The sequence below is a fragment of the Candidatus Eisenbacteria bacterium genome (assembly GCA_035712145.1).
Taxonomy (GTDB): domain Bacteria; phylum Eisenbacteria; class RBG-16-71-46; order RBG-16-71-46; family RBG-16-71-46; genus DASTBI01.
This window is the reverse complement of sequence record DASTBI010000190.1, coordinates 25,906-45,044: the sequence shown is the minus strand read 5'-3', so window position 1 is coordinate 45,044 and position 19,139 is coordinate 25,906. Positions and strand designations below refer to the sequence as shown.

Annotated in this window: 15 protein-coding genes and 1 pseudogene; 3 read left to right on the top strand and 13 right to left on the bottom strand. The window is 68.0% G+C overall.

Translation table 11 applies throughout. The features are described 5' to 3' along the window. Positions 1-88: 88 nt before the first annotated feature. Positions 89-694, bottom strand: a complete 606-nt coding sequence (locus tag VFQ05_13540) for a flavodoxin family protein (GenBank protein ID HET9327783.1) — start codon at positions 692-694, stop codon at positions 89-91. 109 nt (positions 695-803) lie between these two features. Here VFQ05_13540 and VFQ05_13535 point away from each other — a divergent pair, with 109 nt between their 5' ends. Then, a complete protein-coding gene (locus tag VFQ05_13535) occupies positions 804-2,594 on the top strand; it encodes a FlgD immunoglobulin-like domain containing protein (protein ID HET9327782.1) in 1,791 nt (596 codons plus the stop codon). A gap of 172 nt (positions 2,595-2,766) precedes the next feature. On the opposite strand, the pseudogene VFQ05_13530 reads toward VFQ05_13535, so the two are convergent. Then, positions 2,767-3,150: pseudogene (locus VFQ05_13530) on the bottom strand (cobalamin B12-binding domain-containing protein). Positions 3,151-3,258: 108 nt separating this feature from the next. Between VFQ05_13530 and VFQ05_13525 the strand changes: the two are divergent. Further along, positions 3,259-5,199 (top strand): tetratricopeptide repeat protein, encoded by a 1,941-nt coding sequence (locus VFQ05_13525; GenBank protein HET9327781.1) that lies wholly within the window; start codon positions 3,259-3,261, stop codon positions 5,197-5,199. Here the strand turns inward: VFQ05_13525 and VFQ05_13520 are convergent. The 4 genes from VFQ05_13520 to VFQ05_13505 form a co-directional block, all read right to left on the bottom strand. Then, positions 5,196-5,861 carry a hypothetical protein gene (locus VFQ05_13520; GenBank protein HET9327780.1) on the bottom strand — a complete coding sequence of 222 codons (666 nt, stop codon included), beginning with the start codon at positions 5,859-5,861 and terminating at the stop codon, positions 5,196-5,198. The two genes, VFQ05_13525 and VFQ05_13520, sit on opposite strands and share 4 nt — an antisense overlap. Before the next feature lie 54 nt (positions 5,862-5,915). Beyond that, positions 5,916-7,679, bottom strand: coding sequence for a methylmalonyl-CoA mutase family protein (locus VFQ05_13515; protein ID HET9327779.1), 1,764 nt, complete (start codon positions 7,677-7,679; stop codon positions 5,916-5,918). Between the two features lie 90 nt (positions 7,680-7,769). Next, positions 7,770-10,205, bottom strand: coding sequence for a T9SS type A sorting domain-containing protein (locus VFQ05_13510; protein HET9327778.1), 2,436 nt, complete (start codon positions 10,203-10,205; stop codon positions 7,770-7,772). A 62-nt stretch (positions 10,206-10,267) separates the two neighbouring features. Further along, positions 10,268-11,992: a hypothetical protein gene (locus VFQ05_13505; GenBank protein HET9327777.1), complete on the bottom strand. Its 1,725-nt coding sequence runs from the start codon at positions 11,990-11,992 to the stop codon at positions 10,268-10,270. A gap of 157 nt (positions 11,993-12,149) precedes the next feature. Between VFQ05_13505 and VFQ05_13500 the strand changes: the two genes are divergently transcribed. Continuing rightward, positions 12,150-13,022, top strand: coding sequence for a DUF4097 family beta strand repeat-containing protein (locus tag VFQ05_13500; protein ID HET9327776.1), 873 nt, complete (start codon positions 12,150-12,152; stop codon positions 13,020-13,022). Positions 13,023-13,025: 3 nt separating this feature from the next. Here VFQ05_13500 and meaB read toward each other — a convergent pair whose 3' ends face one another. The 7 genes from meaB to VFQ05_13465 form a co-directional block, all read right to left on the bottom strand. Beyond that, positions 13,026-13,988, bottom strand: a complete 963-nt coding sequence (meaB, locus tag VFQ05_13495; GenBank protein ID HET9327775.1) for a methylmalonyl Co-A mutase-associated GTPase MeaB — start codon at positions 13,986-13,988, stop codon at positions 13,026-13,028. Further along, positions 13,985-15,331: a glycosyltransferase gene (locus VFQ05_13490; GenBank protein ID HET9327774.1), complete on the bottom strand. Its 1,347-nt coding sequence runs from the start codon at positions 15,329-15,331 to the stop codon at positions 13,985-13,987. The genes meaB and VFQ05_13490 overlap by 4 nt, the downstream gene beginning before the upstream one ends. After that, a complete protein-coding gene (locus VFQ05_13485; protein HET9327773.1) occupies positions 15,331-15,681 on the bottom strand; it encodes a YraN family protein in 351 nt (116 codons plus the stop codon). The genes VFQ05_13490 and VFQ05_13485 overlap by 1 nt, the downstream gene beginning before the upstream one ends. A 51-nt stretch (positions 15,682-15,732) precedes the next feature. Then, positions 15,733-16,368 (bottom strand): ribonuclease HII, encoded by a 636-nt coding sequence (locus VFQ05_13480; protein ID HET9327772.1) that lies wholly within the window; start codon positions 16,366-16,368, stop codon positions 15,733-15,735. Further along, positions 16,365-16,730: a 50S ribosomal protein L19 gene (gene rplS, locus VFQ05_13475; GenBank protein HET9327771.1), complete on the bottom strand. Its 366-nt coding sequence runs from the start codon at positions 16,728-16,730 to the stop codon at positions 16,365-16,367. The genes VFQ05_13480 and rplS overlap by 4 nt, the downstream gene beginning before the upstream one ends. Positions 16,731-16,827: 97 nt before the next feature. Continuing rightward, positions 16,828-17,748 carry a MerR family transcriptional regulator gene (locus VFQ05_13470; GenBank protein ID HET9327770.1) on the bottom strand — a complete coding sequence of 307 codons (921 nt, stop codon included), beginning with the start codon at positions 17,746-17,748 and terminating at the stop codon, positions 16,828-16,830. Between the two features lie 45 nt (positions 17,749-17,793). Continuing rightward, a complete protein-coding gene (locus tag VFQ05_13465; GenBank protein HET9327769.1) occupies positions 17,794-19,131 on the bottom strand; it encodes an alpha/beta fold hydrolase in 1,338 nt (445 codons plus the stop codon). Positions 19,132-19,139 lie beyond the last annotated feature (8 nt).

Below are 19,139 nucleotides of genomic sequence, written 5' to 3'. Positions count from 1 at the left end.
GTCATGGAAATGATAGGCCCGTGGCGCAAGACCTCCAATCGCTGATTGGGACGCTCGAAGGGCTCGGCTGAGTACTTGGGGGTCTGCTTCAGCCTTCGGCGACGGGGGTCGGGATGAGTGGCGGGCTCTGGGCGAGTCGCCGGCCAAGGGCATGAGCGCGCTCGAGGAGCTCGGGCGCGCGAGCCGCGACGCTGCCAACGTCATTGTCCTCGTGAACGAACGCCAGCGTCTCCTCCCACTTCACCCCGATCCACTTGAAGAACCCGCGGACGCAGCGCTCCGCCATGTCGTAGCGCTGCCGCGGACCGCTGGTGGTCACGAACGCGCCGCGTCGCGTGCGCGCCCATCGCGGCCGGAAGGTCCCGTCGCGCATCAGCATCGTGATGCAGTTGCAGCGATCGATCACGAGCTTGAGCTGGGCGCTCACCGCGTCGAAGTAGATCGGGCTTCCCACGACGACGGCATGCGCACGCTCGAGCCTCGGAAAGATCAGGTCCATGTCGTCGTGGAAGATGCAATAGCCGCTCGTGGGCTCGGGGCCGCAGGACTGGCAGGGCTTGACCCACAGCTCGTTGCAGTAGACCTGCTCGGCCTCGCCTCCTCCTTCACGAAATCCTTCGCACACCTGTCCGAGCAACAGATCGATGCTGCTGCCACGAACCGGGCTTCCATTCAGCGCGACGAGATGGGCCACGGAGGCATGCTACCACCCATTTGAAACCGGCTCCGGACTGCAGGATGTACTTGAAACGCCGTTCGCCCGTCCGGATCATAATGGCGGCCGAAACAGGAGGACTCCCCCAATGAATCCGAGGCCAACTCTCCTCTTCGCTTCGATTCTCCTCTTGTCGTTTCCCGTGCATGTCAGCGCATCCGACTGGGGCATCTCGGGCGTCCCCATCGCCACGGGCCCCGGCGAGCGAACCACGGCCAATCTCTGGCGCTCTGGCGTTGCGGCCATCGACGCCGCCGGCGGCGCCTTCGTGGCATGGAAGGATTCGCGAACCGAGCCCTCGAGGATCTTCGTTCAACGGGTCACGGCTTCAGGAAGTCCTGCCGGGGGCTGGCCGGCCAGTGGGCTCGCGATCACGCCCGCGGTCGCCGTCGCTCAGTCGAGTCCGGCGCTGACTCACGGCCTCACCGGCGGCGCTTTTGTTTCATGGATCGAAGGGTCCACCGACTCCATTCTCGCTCGGGTCCGTCTGACTCGGCTGGACTCGGACGGGTCGCCCGCACCCGGCTGGCCCGCTTCCGGCGTCGTCCTCGGCGTGCAAGCCAATCCGTACAGCCCGACCACCGTGGTCTCCGACTTCTCGGATGGGGTCTTCGTCATGAGCATGACCGGGACCGTCGGGACGACCCCACTTCAGATCCGCCTTCACCACGTTCTGGCCAATGGCTCGATCGGAACGCCCAGCGAAGGGCTCATCGTCGGCCAGAGCTTCGCGTTCCCCACGCCGGCGATGGTTTCGGACAATGCGGGAGGCGTACTCCTGGTTTGGGACGAATACCGTGGGATTCTCGAGCCACCTTTTTCCGTCACCGATTACCGAGCACAACATTTTCTCGAGGATGGGAGCCTGGCACCCGGATGGAACCCGGATGGGATCCTGGTCCAGAGCACTGGCACACCGCTCACCACCTGGAGAGCGCCGAGTATTGGCAGCGACGGAATCGGCGGCGCAGTGGTGGCGTTTCGCGAGGCCAAGCCCGGTGAGAGCAACTACCAAGTCTATGCGCGCCACATTCTGAGCAGCGGCGAGTTCGACCCTGATTGGCCAGCGGGCGGAGCGCCTGCGACCAGCACGCAACTCGGCGTCGGAGACTTCCACATGGTCCCCGACTTCGCCGGTGGTGCACTGGTGGTGTTCATGAGCTTTGAACTGGGTTCGCCGCAAATGCGGATTCAACATTGGGGGCTGAACGGCTCGATCGCGCCAGGTTGGCCTGCCGATGGTCGAGTCCTCAGCCACCCCGGGGCGTACGCCGACCACCCGCTGACGAACTACGATGGCCAGAGTGGCGCTTTCGTCGTCTGGACGGAGCGACGGGATGGCGTGGAGCGACTCAACATCCACCACGTGCTGCCCAATGGAGCCGACTACCCTGGGTGGGGACCTCATGGAGTCGAGATCGCGCCCGGCAGTCCTGACGAATACAACCAGGACGGCTTGTCACTGGTCTTCGACTGGCCGGACGGAGTCTTCGCCTTCTGGTCGGACTACCGGATCCCTCCGCTCGGGGACAGCTTTCGTATCCTGGGCCAGCACATCGTTGGCGCTCCCACCGCGGATGTTCCCGAGCCTCCGGCGCCGGAGGTCGGACGCCTGAGTGTTCATCCAAATCCGGCGTTCGCCTCCGCCACCGTCCGTTTGCGCCTGCCCTCGGCGGCGGACGTTTCGATCGAGATCCTCGACGTGAATGGACGCCGCGTGCGCCGACTTGCGGACCACTCGTCTCAGGCTGCGGGAGAACCAGCATGGAGCTGGAATCTGCTCGATGATCAGGGACAGCGGGTGCGGCCAGGTGTCTACCGAGTCGTGACGCGCCGCGATGGTGAAGTGACGACCGCGCCGGTCGTCGTGATGCGCTGAGGAGCTAGCGAAGCGCCTTCTTGCGCGCGCCCTTCTTCTTCGAGGGGCGCGGCTTGGTCTGGGCTAGCTTCGATCTCGGCTTCGCCTTTCGAGCCGACGCGGCCTTTGGAGCCGACGCGGCCTTTCGAGCCGACGCGGCCTTCCGCGGCGCGTCATCGTGCTCGTTCACGAACCAGTCGCGGATGTAGACCGCGATGTCCTGCGTGGACGTGCCCGGACCGAACAGCCGGCCGACGCCCATCCTGGCGAGCGCATCCATGTCTTCCGGCGGAATGATTCCGCCACCGGTCAAGAGCCGGTCGCCGAGGCCACGCTTCTCCATCAGCTCGAGCACTTCCGGAAAGAGCGTCATGTGAGCCCCGGAGAGGATCGACAAGGCGACCACGTCGACGTCTTCCTGCAGCGCCGCCTCGACGATCTGCTCCGGGGACTGATGGAGTCCGGTGTAGATGACCTCCATGCCGGCGTCACGCAACGCGGCCGCGACCACCTTGGCGCCACGGTCGTGGCCATCGAGACCGGGCTTACCTACCAGCACACGAATCTTGCGCGCCATTGCGTTCGCCTCCGCCAAATCGAGAGGCGGGACCATAGCACCCTGACGGTTCTCTTCTCCAGACGCGGGGCTCGTGCGCCGGCGAGCCGGGGAGCTATCTTCTCCCTCATGCCTGGACCGCACGGGCTCGCCCATCCACGGCCGCCCGCTCTCCCATGGCTCGCGCCCTTACTCTTCCTCGGGATCGCGTTCCTGACGTATGCCCGCGCGCTGGGCAGCAGCTGGCTGTGGGATGACGACGCCAACGTCACCGCGTGTGCGCCGGTCCTCGCCTGGAGCGGGCTGTCCTCCATCTGGCTCGACCCGCACGCCATCCAGCAGTACTACCCCATCCTCCACACGGTCTTCTGGCTCGAGCACAAGCTCTGGGGCCTGAACCCCATCGGCTTTCACGCCGTCAACATCCTCCTCCATGCGCTGAACGCGTTCCTCTTCTGGCGACTGCTCGTGCAATTGCGGCTCCCGAACCGGGCCGCGTGGGTTGGGGCCCTGCTGTTCGTCGTCCACCCTGTTCATGTCGAATCCGTCGCGTGGATCACCGAGATGAAGAACACGCTCTCGCTCGCCTTCGCGCTGGCGAGCGCGCTGGCCTGGCTGCGCTGGGCTGGGCTGACCGAGGACGCGAGCCGGGCCGGTCGAACCGGGCAGCTGGTGATCTCCTATGTCTGGTTCGCGATGGCGCTGCTCTCCAAATCGGTGACGGTCACGGTGCCGGTCGCGCTGCTGATCATCAGCTGGTGGAAGCGCGGCCGCTGGGACCGTCGCGATTGGGCGCTGGCCCCGCTCATGGTCGCGGCGGCGTTCTTCGCGCTGCTCACCATCCACCTCGAGAGCGAGAACGTCGGCACCTCTCGGCTTCCGCTGGAGCTGACCCTTGCGCAGCGCGTGCTGCTCGCCGGCCGAGCATTGTGGTTCTACGCCTCGAAGCTCGCACTCCCGATCGACCTGAGCTTCGTGTATCCCCGCTGGCAGCTCGATCCGGGGTCGTGGTGGATGTGGCTCTTTCCACTGGGAGCGGTGGGGGTGCTCGCAGCCTTGCTCCTGCTCCACCGGCGCATCGGCCGTGGTCCGGCCGCGGCCGTGCTGATCTGGAGCGCGATGCTGGGGCCGATGCTGGGATTCTTCGACATCTTCTGGTTTCGCTATGGAGACGTCTCGGATCACTTCCAGTACCACGCCAGCCTCGCGCCGCTCGCCATGGCGGGACTCGGACTGGCGATGCTCGCCGTGACCCTCGAGCGGTTCTGGAAGCGCGCCGGCATCGTGCTGGTCGCTGCCATCCTGTCGACGCTGCTCGCCCTCTCGTGGGAGCGCGTGCGCGTCTTCCGCGACTCACGCACGCTGTGGACCGAAACCGTGCGCCGTAATCCGGAAGCGTGGCTCGCCTGGAACAATCTCGGCCGGATCACGCTCGACGACGGTCGTTATGAAGAAGCCGAACCGATGTTGCGCCGAGCGATCGCGATCGATGCGGGCCAGCACGAGGCGTGGAACAACCTCGGCATCTGTCTGGTCCATACCGGACGGCCTGCCGAAGCGCAGATCGCCTTTGCGCAGGCCATCGAGCTCCATCCCAACGACCTTGCGGCGCGCGGCAACCTGGGCCGCGCGCTCCTGCTCAGCGGCGATTACGCCGGGGCCATCGCGGCCCTCGAGCCCGTATTGGCGCACCCCGACCACGGCGCCGATGCCGAGGTGGATCTGATCGAGGCGTTGATTCGCGACAGGCAGATGGAAAGGGCGGAGGCCACGGGACGAAAGAGCCGCTTCGCCGGCGACCCGAGAGTCCAGGTGCTGGTGGCGATCACACTGCGCCATCGGGGCGCGCTGGAGCAGGCGATCACGCTTCTCGAGAAGGCCGCGGCTCAGGGTCAGCGTCGCGATCCGGTGGTGCTGGATGCGCTGGCGACCACGCTTGCATCCGCCAACCGTTTCGCCGAAGCGGTGGCCGTTCTCGAGGAGGCGCTGGCGCTCCAGGCGGGGCCCAGCGCGGACGCGGTCCTGCGCAAGCACCTCGACTTGGTGCGCGGCGGCCAGGTGCCGCGCTAACGGCGATCCGAGTAAGGCGGTCCCGGCTCGTCTCCGGGTTCCCGCTCCATGGCCAGTGCTTGCCAGCTTTCGTCGTAACGCCGCCTGGCTTCTTCGAAATCCTCGGGTGAAGGCGGAATCGGCCGGCCTTCTTCGTCGAGCGGACGGCGGACGATCTTGCGTCCTTCGAGCAGCGCCAGCGCCGCCCGCGCGCCGTCCTCGGTCTCGAACATGAACGGCATGTACTCCCCGTCGCGTCCCAGGGTCTCGAGCAGCCACGGGACGACATCGGCGGCGCCGCGCTTGATTCGCGCGCCTGTGAAGTCCCCCACCGAGAGGGCCTGGCCGGGCTTTCCGCGCTGCGCGGCGAGCTGGAGACGCTCGCGCGGACTGAGCGCAAACACTCCGGCTTCGATGTCTTCCTGGTGAGTCTGGACCTCGGCGGGATCGAGCGGGATCACTCGCACCGCGTATCCGTCCGGGATGAACACGACGCCGTCCGAGGTGATCGCCAGCTCCTCGATCTCTTCTTCTTCTTCTTCGCTGGCCTCGGAAGGATCCTCGGACGGCGACGCGGGTTCCGTGGCCCCCCCGCTCCCCGCGGGCTCCACCGAGCCGCGGCGCAGGAACCACGCGAGCGCGGCGACGGCGATGACCAGGAGGATGGCGACCAGACCGTTCATGGATCAGACCTCACGGACCAGGATCCGCTCGCCATGACGTTGCGAGCGCCGGATCTAGATCTCCGTGCCTTCGGTGTAGTCGCCGTAGACTTCGCGAATCGCGTTGCGAATCTCGCCCTCGGTCGCGTACGCGCGAGCGGCATCGAGAATGTGCTCGACCACGTTCTTCTCGCCCGGCTCGCTGGCGGCCGCGGTCGTGAGCGCCTTGAGCGCGGCATTCGTGGCCTTGTTGTCCCGAGTGCGGCGCACCTCGGCGATCGAGCGCTTCTGCTCTTCTTCGGCTTCCTCGCCGATGTAGAGGATCGGGATCTCGAGCTTCTCGTCGGGCTCGACGTAATCGTTGACGCCGACGATCACGCGCTGCTTCCTCTCCATTTCCTGCTGGTACTGGTATGCGGCGCGGCCGATCTCGCGCTGGAAGAAACCCTGCTCGATGCCCGCCACCACGCCGCCCAGCGCCCCGATGCGACGGAAGTAGTCCTCAGCCTCCTCCTCGAGCTTGTTCGTGAGCGATTCGAGGTAGTAGGACCCGGCCAGCGGGTCGACCGTCTCGGTCACCCCGATCTCGTGGGCGATGATCTGCTGGGTGCGGAGCGCGATCTTGACCGCCTTGTCGCTCGGCAGCGCGATGGTCTCGTCCATCGAGTTGGTGTGGAGCGACTGCGTGCCGCCCAGCACCGCCGCCAGCGCTTCGTAGGCGGTGCGCACGATGTTGTTCTCCGGCTGCTTGTCCCACAGCGAGCAACCGGCGGTCTGGGTGTGGAAGCGCATCAGCCACGATTCCTTCTTCTTCGCGCCGTAGCGCTCGCGCATGTGACGCGCCCAGATGCGGCGCGCGGCGCGCAGCTTGGCGATCTCCTCGAAGAAGTCGAGATGGCTGTTCCAGAAGAAGCTGAGGCGCGGGGCGAACTGATCGACGTCCAGCCCGCGCTTCAAGCACTCCTCGACATAGGTGAAGCCGTCGGCCAGCGTGAAGGCCAGCTCCTGCACCGCCGTCGATCCCGCCTCGCGGATGTGGTAGCCGGAGATCGAGATCGTGTTCCACTGCGGCACGTGCCTGGTGGCGAAGGCGATGCCATCGACGATGATCCGCAGCGAAGGGCGCGGTGGAAAGCACCAGCACTTCTGCGCGATGTACTCCTTGAGGATGTCGTTCTGGATCGTTCCTCGGAGTTTCGAGAACGGCACGCCCTTCTTCTCGGCGTTGGCCAGATAGAACGCCCACATGGTCGCCGCCGGGCCGTTGATCGTCATCGAGGTCGAGATCGTTCCAGGGTCGATGCCGTCGAGCAGGATCTCCATGTCCCGCAAGCTATCGACCGCCACGCCGCACTTGCCGACCTCGCCGTGCGCCTTGGGGTGGTCGCTGTCGTAACCCATGATGGTGGGGTTGTCGAAGGCGATCGAAAGACCGGTCTGTCCGTGCTCGGTCAGGTAGTGGTAGCGCTCGTTCGACTCGCGCGGGGTTCCGAAGCCGGCGAATTGCCGCATCGTGTACATGCGCCCGCGGTACATCGTGGTGTGGATCCCGCGCGTGTAGGGGTATTCGCCGGGAAACCCCAGGTCACGGCCCAGATCCATGCCGGCCAGATCCTCGGGCGTATAGAGCGGCTTGATCGGAATGCCCGAGATGGTGAACGGATAGAGCTCGGGCCGCTCCTTCGATTGGGCCTTCTTCGCGTCGTAGGCGGTGCGGGCAGCCTGCCAGCTGCCGCTCTTCGGGGCGCCGTTGGCGCTGGCGGGCGCGGCCTTGGAACGGGTCGGCCGCGAAGTATGAGTGGGCGTCTTCCGTCCGCGAGGACGGGTTCGCATCGCCATCGGAGGGCTCCTGACGGGGTCGGGTGGTGGCCCGAAGCCTCGAAAGCCTACGGCGCGCCTTCGCGAAGGGTCAAGGCAGCCGTAGCGTGATCAGCGCGCGACCACGACCTTCGCACTCCACGACACGCCGGGTCCTTCGAGGCGAGCGAAGTAGATGCCAGCAGGCACGCGACCCTTCGGGATCGACCACGATCGCTCGACGGGACCGCCCGGCAGCTCCTCGTCGACCAGCGTGGCGACCTTCGCGCCGTGGAGATCGTAGATGTCGAGCGTCACTCGCCCCGCACGAGGGAGCGAGAAGCGGAATGCGGTGCGTTCACGAGCGGGGTTCGGCCAAGCCGTGATGGAACCCGCGCGAACGGGCCCCGCCGCGGCTGCCGAAGTCCAGCGAGCCACCGCTTCCGCCTGCCCCCTACCGAGTCGCGTGAACCACCCGCCGACCCACAGATCTTTCCCGAGCGAAGCCATCGTCCCGATGGCCGACGCCGGACCGTCCGGGATCGCAGCCCATGTGTTGTTGAAGTAATCGTCATCCGGACCCGACCCGCCTCCCCATCGCGCGAGACTGCCGACCCCGTACAGCCATCCGCCCGCGTAGACATCGTTGTCGTGCTCGGCCAAGACGAACACGTCACCGGACAACCCACCCATATCCTTCCAGAAGCCGTCCCATCGCCATATCGAGCTGCGGGGGGAGCCCCCATAATTCGCGAAGCCTACCCACAAGCCGTCGGCGCGCGGCAGCAGGCACTTCACGATGCCCGCGGGCGTATGGAGCACCGGCGTCCATCGGTCGCCATCCCACCGCATCAGTGAGCCGACGCCAGCCTGAGCATTCAATGTCGCACCGGCCACGAACAGCTCACCGCGAAACACCGCGACGGCGGAGATCGAGGACTGATCCGCGACGAGCGGTTCGCCCAAGATCTCCCAGCCCGAAGTCCGGTGGACTGCAACCCCGGACCATGACTGCTGTCCCAAGAGGCGCAGGCCGCCTGCTGCAACCAGCGCGCCCTGCCACTCGGTGAGCCCGGTGACATAGCCCTGGAGCTCTCCGCCGAGAGCGCTCCAGTCGTCACCCTCCCGGGCCAGCACGGAAGACATGCGACCCTCCGCGAAGAAGCCAGTGCCGCCGATGACCAGTTGGTCATTCCAGCTCGCCAGCGCATGGACCCAGCCGCGAAGCCCCGCATCCACCGGTTCCCATCGATCGTTCGCCCAGCGGGCGAGCGGACCGGTGGAGGTCCAGCCAGGTGGCTCCGCGGCGTACTCGAAGTAGCCGCCCGCGTAGAGCTCACCGGCGTGGACGTGAAGCGCTTTGACTTCGGTCCACGAAGGACCCAGCAGACCGCGCATCTGGGGCTGCCATGGCGTGAGCGCTCGCCAAGTGGGATCGCGGACGATCACATCGCGGATGGGAGCGCGATCGAAGGCGGGTGGTCCGGACAACAGTGCCGACGTTTCGCCCACGGCCATGAGTTCGACGAAAGCCCCCACCACCGAGGTCGATGGGATCGGTGACGCTTGAACCGTCCCGTCCCAGCCCGCGATGTCCGTGATGCTCCAATCGGGGTAAGGCGTCGGCACGCTCCACGACTCACCATCGAACGTGGCGAAACCCGAAGCCCAGAGGTTCGGCACTTGAAGCACGCCGGCTGCATGGAGCAGGTTGCCCTCGACCAGGAGATCGCTGATCAGCGCATCTTGAGGGGTGTCGGGCAGCGCCTCCCACTCCTGGCCATTCCAAGCCCCAACCCCTTTGGCGGTCTCGCCACCGAGGGTGCTGAAGTAACCACCGGCGACGAGGCGCCCGTCGTAGACCACGAGCGAGTTCACCGCTGGGTTCCCCCCCGGTCCACCCGCTCCGCCGACCGGCTGCCAAAGGGTCCCATCCCAACGCGCGATTCGCGAGACGAACTGATCCTCGGCGAAGACGAACTCCCCACCCGCATAGAGTTCTCCGTCGTAGACCGCGAGCGCGAGAACTCGGCCATCGAATGCGCCACCTACCGGGTGCCATGCGCCGCCCTGCCAACGCATCACCCGTGACGCCTGTGGGAGACCCTCTTGAAGGAGATTGCCCGCGACATAGAGCTCACCCTGAGTCGCGAGCAGCGCCTCCGCGCTCCCCTGGAGAGCCGGCCCGAGGGCGCGCCAGGATCCGCCCGAGAAACGCATGACCGGCGAGCCCGCCCCAAACGATGTGGTCGCGGCCAGCAGGTCCGAACCCCAGTTGGTGAGACGTGCGACGGGTTGTGACAGCCCTTCACCCACGGAGGCCCACTGCGTGCCAGTCCAGCGAGCGACGTTGGAAGCATGGACTCCACCCGCCCACTGGAAGCTGCCGGCAACGACGTGCTGCCCGCCATGGAACGCGCACGCTCGCACCGAACCGTCGAAGGCTGGAATCGAGAAGTCGCCGGTCCATGATCCCGCGAAGGCGGGTGATGCGGCGAGGATGACGATCCACGCGATCAGAAGGGTTGACCGCGGCCGTGAATCGCGATTGGAAAAGGGGAGCTTCATCGAGAAGGCTCGATGCCTCGGGGAGCGAGACGAGCGGAGTCTACTCCTCCCGGATGAGCCTGTCAGCGGGTGACCGCGACCTTGCCAAACGCCCGTGTCGAACCCGAGATCAGCCGCGCGAAGTACACCCCGGAGGCCAGCGAGGCGGTGCCGGGAAGAGTCACTTCGAAGGATCCTGATCCCGAGATCGGCCGCGAGGCCAGACTCCGGCCACCGAGGTCGAACAGCTCGAGCCGCGATGCGTTTCCATCCAGCTGAACCCGGGCCGCGACCCCGACGCCGGCCGTGAAGCGCAGTCCGTAGAGCCCCGGCAGCCGGATGGTCGCGCCCACCCCCGTGACCTCGTTGGTCGGGTTGAAGCGCCGGGCGAAGAGACCCTGGAGCACGTTGCTCTGCGACCAGTAGTAGACGACTCCGCCATCGCCGGTCGAAGCCAGCGCGATGTCGCCGTACCAGGTGATCACGGGCTCCGTATGCACCTCGAAGTGCGAGGGCCAGTCGCCGTCGGGCTCGGCGTGGAGGCCGAGAAGCGCGGGCCAATCCCATTGGCTGGCCGGGCCGCAGCACTTGAAATCCCCGCCATAGAAGCCGCCGTTCGGCCGGACGACCACCTCATGGCCCACCGCCACCACCGAGCTGGGCCAGGCGAGGACTCCGCTGTTGCTCATCTGACTGACCCCGACGAGCGCGGGAGAGTCGGAGTAGGGATTCGGAAACTCGACGATCGCGCGATCCTGCTCTTGGTGGACGCGCAGCCCCACGTCCGCCGCGTACGGCTGATCCGGGTTGTAGTAGGTGGCGTCCGCCTTGACGAGAAAACCTTCCGCCGGCCAACCCGGATCGTGCTGGCCATCGCCCGAGATTCGATGGAGACGCGTGTCGATGAAAAGGTTCAGCTCCTGGATCACCCCGATGTGCGCGAAGAACCCACCGCGTCCATCCGGAGCGATGTCGAGCAGTGGGGCGCGCGGCGCCTGGCCCAGCGGCTCCGGACGGAAGGGGCCGAGCAGCAGGCCCTCGGGCTGCCAGCCTGGCGAGTTGGCTCCGGCGGGCGTCAGGCGCCGCGCACGGAGCGAGCTCTCGACCATCGTCGTGTCCGGGCTCCACGTCGCCCAGGAGAGGAAGACGCCGCCGTCCTCCGCGAGCGCGAGATCGGGCCACAACTGCGAGCTGAAGGCCCCATCGATGGGGACGACGATGCGGGGTGTGTCGGGCCACCCTCCAGCACCCAGGCCGTCGGGACCGAGATGGTGCGCCCGAACCAGCGTCCCCGTCGTCCACGCGAGATAGATGCCGTGACTCTCGTCCTCGATCACGCTCGGTCGATAGGTCGCGCTCCACTGGGAGCCGAGGCTCAAGCCATCGACCGGCCATCCACTCGGAGCACTTCCGCCCGCCTCGAGCCGGGCGACGTACAGCTTCGGGCCGCCATCCATCTCGATCCACCAGGCATAGACGCCACCCAGCCGATCCGGCGCCAGGCCGAGCGTCGGTCGCGCCAGGAGTCTCGCGCACACCACAACGCCGTCGGTCGGCCATCCCGGATCCGGATCCCCGGTCGGCAGCAGGTGCTGGATCCTGATCTGGCCGGATCCCGGTGAGCTCTCTTCCTGCCACCCGACGAAAGTTCCGTAGCCACCGTCGTTGCAGGCGGCCACCACAGGGATCGCCGAGGAGGTCGGGCGTACGGGGACGGGGGACGTGCTCCACCCCGCCCATGCCGGGGCGACGAGCATGGCTGCCGGAACGAGGACGAAGAGCGCGCGGGGAACGGCCGGGAAGAGCAAGATGAGCCTCGTAGTTCCAGGCAAGGCTAAGAGACTCGATCGGAGCCGTCAACGATTCGAGTACGGAAGCCGAGATCCGAAGCGGCCATGGATGGGCAACCTGGGCGCCCTCTGCGGCGTAACCTCCAGCGTCTCTTTCGAGAATGGAGGCAGGCCTATGCACCGACTCCTCCTCACGGTCGCCGCGCTCCTCGCGAGCCTCGTCCCAGGGGCAGTGGGCGCCGCCGAGAATCAAACCTGGGATCGCGACTTCGCGGTCGGCCGGCAGCCCACCGTGCGGATCGAGACGGACGACGCGCAGGTGACCGTGCGTTCGTGGAAGGAGTCGAAGGTGAAGGTCCGCGTCTCGCACCGCGGTCCCACACAAGGGTTCACGCTGGGGATCCAGCGGCCCCGGGTCCAGCTGCAGCAGGAAGGCAACCAGGTGAGAGTCATGGCGCGCATGGAGAGCGCAGTGAGCGTCAACTTCTTCAGCAACGCACATCTCGACGTCGACGTCTGGCTCCCGCGCGAGAGCGACTTGATCGTGAATGCCGAGGACGGCCCGGTGAAGATCGAGGACGTCGCGGGGAAGATCGACCTTCGCTCCCAGGATGGTCCGCTGGTCGCCGACCGGCTCCGTGGCGACATCCGGGTGCGATCGCAGGATGGAAGCGTCCGCCTCGACGACGTCGACGGCTCTCTGCAGCTCGTGACGCAGGATGGCGAAAGCTCCGTCCGTGGGCGCTTCGATCGCATGGAGGTCGAGAGCGGCGACGGAGGTGTCGAGATCGAAGCACGGACCGGCTCGAGACTGAGCGAGGAATGGTCGGTGCGCTCTCAGGACGGTGGGATCCGGCTGCACATTCCCAACGACCTCGCGGCCACCATCGACGCCCGCAGCAGTGATGGAAGTCTCTCGTTCGATCTGCCGCTGCAGGTGCAAGGCCGCGTGCGAGAGAACCTGCTGGTGGGCGAGCTCAACGGCGGGGGACCGGTCCTTCGGCTGCGCACCCGGGACGGCTCGATCCGGGTGATGCCGATCGACTGAAGTTCAGTCGGCGCGCAGGTGGGCGACCTGGCTCAGCTGCCGCGCCGCCTCGTTCGGCGTGATCTTGTGCGCCGCCAGCTCGTCCACGCTCCGGTTCCACCTCGCGTCAGGCACGCGTGAACGGAACTGGCTCCACAGGTGGTCGCCGACCAGGTCGTGCAGCCGCTGCTCGAGCCGGCGCCGGCGCCGGCGCTCGAGCCCGCCGCGCTGCGCCAGGTGCTCGTAGTGCTCCTGCAGACCGTCCACCAGGTCGCCGAGACCCTCGCCGCGCGAGGCCACCGTGAGCAGCACCGGGGCGGTCCACTCGGAGGAGGTCGTGCGCAGCTCGAGTGCTGTGCGGATCGCGAAGGCCGCGCGTTCGGCGCCCTCACGGTCCGCCTTGTTGATGACGAAGAGATCCCCGATCTCCATCAGCCCGGCCTTCATCGCCTGCACCGTGTCGCCGGATTCGGGCACGAGCACCACCACGGTGCTGTCGGCGGTCTGCGCGACCTCGAGCTCGCTCTGTCCCACACCCACGGTCTCGATCAGGATGCGCCCGAAACCCGCGGCATCGAGCACGTCGCACACCTGCGCGGTGTGGACCGCCAGCCCTCCCATGCCGCCGCGCGTGGCCATCGAGCGAATGAACACCTTGGGATCGCCCGCCAGCTCCGCCATGCGCACGCGATCGCCGAGCAGCGCGCCGCCGGTGAAGGGACTGGTGGGATCCACCGCCACCACCGCGACCGACTCGCCCCGCTTTCGATATTCCTGCGCGAGGCGCGCGACCAGCGTGCTCTTCCCCGCTCCCGGGGGTCCCGTGATCCCGATCCGGTATGCCTGGCCGGTCTTGCGAAAGCTGGCGTCGAGGATGGCCGCGGCGCCGTCGCTCTCGTTCTCGACCACCGAGATGGCGCGCGCGAGCGCCGCGCGGTCGCCGTGAAAGGCGCGCTCGAGCAGGGCCGGCGCCGGCCTCCGGGTCACGCGAGTCTCCCGGCGACTTCGGGCACCGCCTCCAGCACGCGGCGAGCGATGGTCTCCGCGGCATGGGGTCGTCCCAGAGCGCGAGCCGCCTGACGGCGGCGATCGAGCTCGGAGCCATCCTTCAGCCAGTGGCTCACCGTCATCTCCACCTCCCCGACCGTGTCGGCGTGGACCGCCGCGCCGTGGCGCTCGAGGAACTCCGCGTTGCGCACTTCCTGTCCCGGCGTGGGCTTGAAGATGACGAGCGGGGTGCCCTTGATCATCGCTTCGGAGCAGGTCAGCCCTCCCGCCTTGCCGACCAGCAGGTCGCTGGCTTCGAGCAGGGTGTCGACCTCCTGCGTGAAACCGAGCGCGCGCAGGTCGCCCGGGCCGGCCCGGCTCGCACGCGCGACCTGCTCGATGCGGGCCACCAGCCGCGGGTTGTTGCCGCACACCACCACGACCTGGGGACGCATGGGAAGCCGCGCGACCCGCTCGGCGAGCTCCGCCAGCGGTCCGACGCCGCTCCCTCCACCCATCATCAGCACCACGGGACGCGCGCGATCGAGTCCGAAGTGCTCGCGCGCGACATCGCGGCCCACCGGCTCGGCGAAGCGCGGATGAACGGGAATTCCGCTCACTTCGATGCGATCGCGCGCCACGCCGTGCCGATGGAGCTCGTCGGCCACCTCGTCGCTGGCGACGAAGTAACGGTCGACGTGCGGGTAGACCCAGAACGGATGGGCGGTGAAGTCGGTGATGACGCAGAAGAGCGGGACGCGCAGCGATCCGCGGCCACGGCGCGGCGACAGCGCTTCGACCGGCAGGAAGTGCGTGCACACGATCGCGTCGGGATGCTCGCGCTCGACCACGCGGACCAGTCGGCGCAGGTTCAGGCGATCGACGGCAAGACGCACCGGCGCCGTCCCCTTGTTGACCGGCGCGAGCGCCCACGAGCGGTAGAGCGCCCCCCACAGCCCCGGCGCGCGGGCGGCCATCGCGTTGTACGACGCCGCGTAGGTCGACCGATAGAGTCGGGACGCGAACACCAGCGTGTCCACTTCGCGAACCGTGGCGCCGCGATGGCCGGCGGCGATCGCGGCGGCCAGCGCCTGCGCCGCGCTCTTGTGACCCGAGCCGGCGGTGGCGTGGAGGATGGCGACCCGCGGTCCATTCGCTTCGTGCGAGCCTTCGAGCTCGTGCACGGCCACCATGCCCTGCCCGACGGTCGGGAACAGCACCTCTCCGGGATCGTTCCGCAGGCGCGCGCGCCACCACCGGCGCTGCGCCCGCAGTCGCGCGCGCCAGCGCTGGGTGAGACGCGTCGGGATGCGAAGCCGCCCGATGCGGAGGTCGCGCGCCATCAGGCGTCGACCGCGGCGCGCACGTGGCGCAGCTCCGCTCCGTCCGCCGAGAGCTCGACCGAGACCACGTCGATCCGTACCTCGGAGCAGCCGCGCGCCACCAGCACCGATGCGGCGCGCAGCAGTCGATGGCGCTTGCCGGCATCGACGGCGCCGAAACCACCGCCGTAGTCCGAGCGCGAGCGGTACTTCACCTCGACCACCACCTGAACCTGTTGCTCGAGAGCAAGAAGATCGATCTCCACGCCCCCGAGCCGAACGTTGCGCTCCAGGATCTCGAAGCCCGCGATCTCGAGATACGCCGCGGCCATCGTCTCCGCGGCCCGCCCTCGCCTTCCCGTGCTGCCCATGGCGCTGCTCCGCGGGGGCGCGACCTCCGGAGGCCTGTCATGGGCCCGAGACTACACTTCGAGGGGTAGCTCCAGCACGCAGACCGGAGTGAACGAATAGCGGTGGATCGGGCAGGGCCCCATCCGCCGCAGCGCTTCAAGGTGCTCGGGCGTGCTGTAGCCCTTGTGCCGGGCGAAGCCGTACTCCGGCCATACGCGGTCGAGGCCCTCCATGATGCGGTCGCGGACCACCTTGGCGAGAATCGACGCGGCGGCGACCGACAGCAGCTTGGCGTCGCCGTCGATCACCGCATGCTGCGCGCAGGCGACGCCGGGCACCGGATCGCGGCCGTCGACCAGAACCACCTCGGGCGTCAGGCGCAGCCGATGCACGGCACGCCGCATGGCCTCGAGGCTGGCGCCTCGGATGTTGTAACGGTCCACCGCCTTGGGCCCCACGACCGACCATGAAAATGCCCGAGCCCCTGCGAGGACTCGGGCGAAGATCTCGGCCCGCCGCTCCGGCGGGACCAACTTGCTGTCGTCGACGCCTTCCCAGCGAGCGCCGCGATCGAGGATGACCGCGGCAGCGACGACCGGCCCGGCGAGCGGGCCACGGCCCGCTTCGTCGACACCCGCCGCGACGGCCTCTCCAACCAGCCGCGCTTCCGTGCGCGCGAGGCGCCGCCAGGCGGGCCTTGCGGTCACGACGTCCCGGCCTCCTCCTTCTGGCGCGAGTCGGCCAGTCGGGCGGCCTTGCCTGCCTTGCGGCGGAGATAGAACAGCTTCGCGCGGCGGACCTTGGCGTGCTTCATGACCTTGATGTCGGCCACCGAAGGTCCGTTCAGCGGGAACGTGCGCTCCACACCGACGCCTTCGGTCACCTTGCGCACGGTGAAGGTCTTGCGCATGCCGGAGCCACGCACGTTGATGATCTCGCCGCGAAACTTCTGCTGGCGTTCCTTGTCGCCTTCGATCACGCGGACCGACACCTCGACGGTGTCGCCGGGACGAAGATCGGGACGGCCGCTCTTGAGGTGCGCGGCTTCAACCTTCTCGATCAGGCCCATACGGGGTTCCTTTCCAGACACACGCTCGGCGAGAGGCCGGCGAGTCCAAAGCGGCGAGGCAGTATAGGGGAGCCCGCCCTCCGGGAAAAGCCTGGAATCAGCCGGTTTTTCCGCTTCGCCAGCGCGCGTCCCGCGCATCCATGGCCGCCGGCGCGACGATCGGAACCTGGATCTCGGTCACCAGCTCTTTCGCCTCTTCGGTGAGGTAGGCGGGCGGAAGCCGCAGCTCGAATGCGGCGCTCGCGTGGAATTGAAGGTATGCCTCGCGCCAGGGCGCGATCATCCGCAGTCCCTGGATCGCGAGCCAGTCCCGGACCCCGCGCAGTCGCTTGCGGAGCTGCTCGTAAGGTCCTGAGTACACCAGGCACGCGGCGCTGCTCACGGCGGGCAGCACGCGCACGACGGCTCCCGAGCCACGGCGTGACCTCGTGCGCGCCGAATCCAGCCGCGAGGTCACGGGGACCGCGGCCTCGATGTCGGCCTCACGCTCGCGATAGTCGGCGTCGTGATAGAGGAGCAGCGGCGCTCCGGCCGCGCGGATGCCCAAGGCCGCCGCATCGGCTTCGACCGCCTCGAAGAGCTCGCGCGCGCCATCATCGAGCGAGCTCACGCGCCCGCGCCGCGTGACGACCGCCTGGGCGGGCAGCGCGCGGATCACGACGTCGAGCGCCCGCGTCCCGGGCCGATCCAGCTCGCGCAGCCGAGCCTCCAGCGCCGTCAGCCGCCGGCTCTCGGAGGTCAGTCGTTGCTCGGTCTCCGCACGCTGCCGAAGGAGACGCCGCCGCATCCCCGCGGGCCCCAGTTTCTCGTCGAGCAGCGTCGCGATCTCCTCGAGCGTGAACCCGAGATCGCGCATGGCGAGAATGCGCTGGAGACGCACCAGCTGCTGCGCCGTGTAGGAACGGTACCGCGTCCTGGGATCGACCGCCGCGGGGCGCAGCAGTCCGAGACGATCGTAGTGGCGCAGCGCCTTGGCGGAGACTCCGGAGAGCCTCGAGAAGTCCTGGATGCGAAACACCGCTTCCTCCGCGCGACCGTTCGACGGCCCGCGGCATGGGCGGGCCTAGCGGAAGCTCTGGTCGAGCCATTCCAGGATACGCTGCAACACCGCCTCGTCGAACCGCCCATTGCGGCCCGCCTGCGCGTCCGCGCGGGAATCGAAGCGGTCGAGGTTGTGGGTGGTGCGCGGCAGGATGACCAGCGTGGCCCGTCCGGGATGCGCGGCGTTCACCAGCGCCGCGGCACGCTCATGGTCGTCGCGACTCATGATCCAGTCGTACTCGCCGTAGAGCACCAGCGTGGGCGAGGTGATCTGCGACCAGGCCGCTTCGACGTTGAGTCGCGCGACCTGGTGGTAGAACGATGCCGGACGGCCGAATTGCCCGTCGGCTTCGTCGTACCAGAGCGGGGCGAGATCGGGCCGACGCTTCATGACTTCTCCCGGCGACTTTCGCTCGCCCAGGTAGGCGGCGTAGAACTGCGCGAAGCCGGTCATCGCGGCGTTCACCTCGCTCGCGGGACGGTCCCGCCACAGGAGCCGCGCGCGCTCGAACTCGAGCATGTGCTCGTACCAGGTCTTGGTGAATCCGCCGGAGACGATCAGTCCGGCCACCGGCTGCTCTCGCGCGAGCAGCGGCGCCAGCGCTCCACCCAGGCTCGAGCCGATGAGGACGATGCGCGCGGAGTCCACGAACGGCAGCCGGCGCAGCGCCGCGAGGCCCGCCCGGTAGGCGCCGAGATCGGTCTCGAGGTCGTTCTGCGAGCAGTCGGGCCCCTCGCTGTCGCCGACACCGGGCTTCTCGACCCGCATGATGACCCAGCCGCTCTTCTCGGCCAGCCCGCGCAAGAGATGCGACCAGCCGTCGTCCGCGCCATGAGGCGTCTCGACCGGATCGCACGAGAGCCAGGGCACGAGCATCATCGCGGGCAGGGGGCCGGTCGCTCCCTTTGGCCTCGTCACGATGGTGCGCACTCGAATGCCCCGGTCGGTCGTGACGTGGCCATAGTGGACTTCGGCATTCTGGAAGGTTTCCCGCGGAACCGGGGGAAGCTCGAAGCGCACCGTGCGGACTCTTCCCTGGTGCCGTGTCTCGAGGCTCACGGTCTTGCCCGCCAGGAGCGTCCGCAGCCGGTCCTGCAGCGTCCGGCCATCCGGAAGCGCTTTGCCGTCGATCCGGAGCACGACGTCCCCCGCGACCAGACCCACGCGCTCCGCGGCGGAGCCGCGGCGCACTCGCGCGACTTTGGCCCCTCCCCCTTCCTGCGCTTCGAGGGTGAGTCCGAGCTCAGGCCGCCTGGGTAGCTCGCTTTCCGCTCGCTCCGAGGACGAGACCGGCCGAGCGGGCCAGAGCGCATCGGAAACCGCCAAAGAGATCACGGTGGGAATCATCAGCCACGCCATGGTGAGTG

Bases quoted from the DNA above. Each gene is read 5' to 3' on its own strand.
- VFQ05_13515 (HET9327779.1), bottom strand. From the start codon at position 7,679: ATGGCGATGCGAACCCGTCCTCGCGGACGGAAGACGCCCACTCATACT.
- VFQ05_13500 (HET9327776.1), top strand. From the start codon at position 12,150: ATGCACCGACTCCTCCTCACGGTCGCCGCGCTCCTCGCGAGCCTCGTC.
- VFQ05_13465 (HET9327769.1), bottom strand. From the start codon at position 19,131: ATGGCGTGGCTGATGATTCCCACCGTGATCTCTTTGGCGGTTTCCGAT.
- rplS (HET9327771.1), bottom strand. From the start codon at position 16,730: ATGGGCCTGATCGAGAAGGTTGAAGCCGCGCACCTCAAGAGCGGCCGT.
- VFQ05_13525 (HET9327781.1), top strand. From the start codon at position 3,259: ATGCCTGGACCGCACGGGCTCGCCCATCCACGGCCGCCCGCTCTCCCA.
- VFQ05_13485 (HET9327773.1), bottom strand. From the start codon at position 15,681: ATGGGCAGCACGGGAAGGCGAGGGCGGGCCGCGGAGACGATGGCCGCG.
- VFQ05_13535 (HET9327782.1), top strand. From the start codon at position 804: ATGAATCCGAGGCCAACTCTCCTCTTCGCTTCGATTCTCCTCTTGTCG.
- VFQ05_13510 (HET9327778.1), bottom strand. From the start codon at position 10,205: ATGAAGCTCCCCTTTTCCAATCGCGATTCACGGCCGCGGTCAACCCTT.
- VFQ05_13520 (HET9327780.1), bottom strand. From the start codon at position 5,861: ATGAACGGTCTGGTCGCCATCCTCCTGGTCATCGCCGTCGCCGCGCTC.
- VFQ05_13490 (HET9327774.1), bottom strand. From the start codon at position 15,331: ATGGCGCGCGACCTCCGCATCGGGCGGCTTCGCATCCCGACGCGTCTC.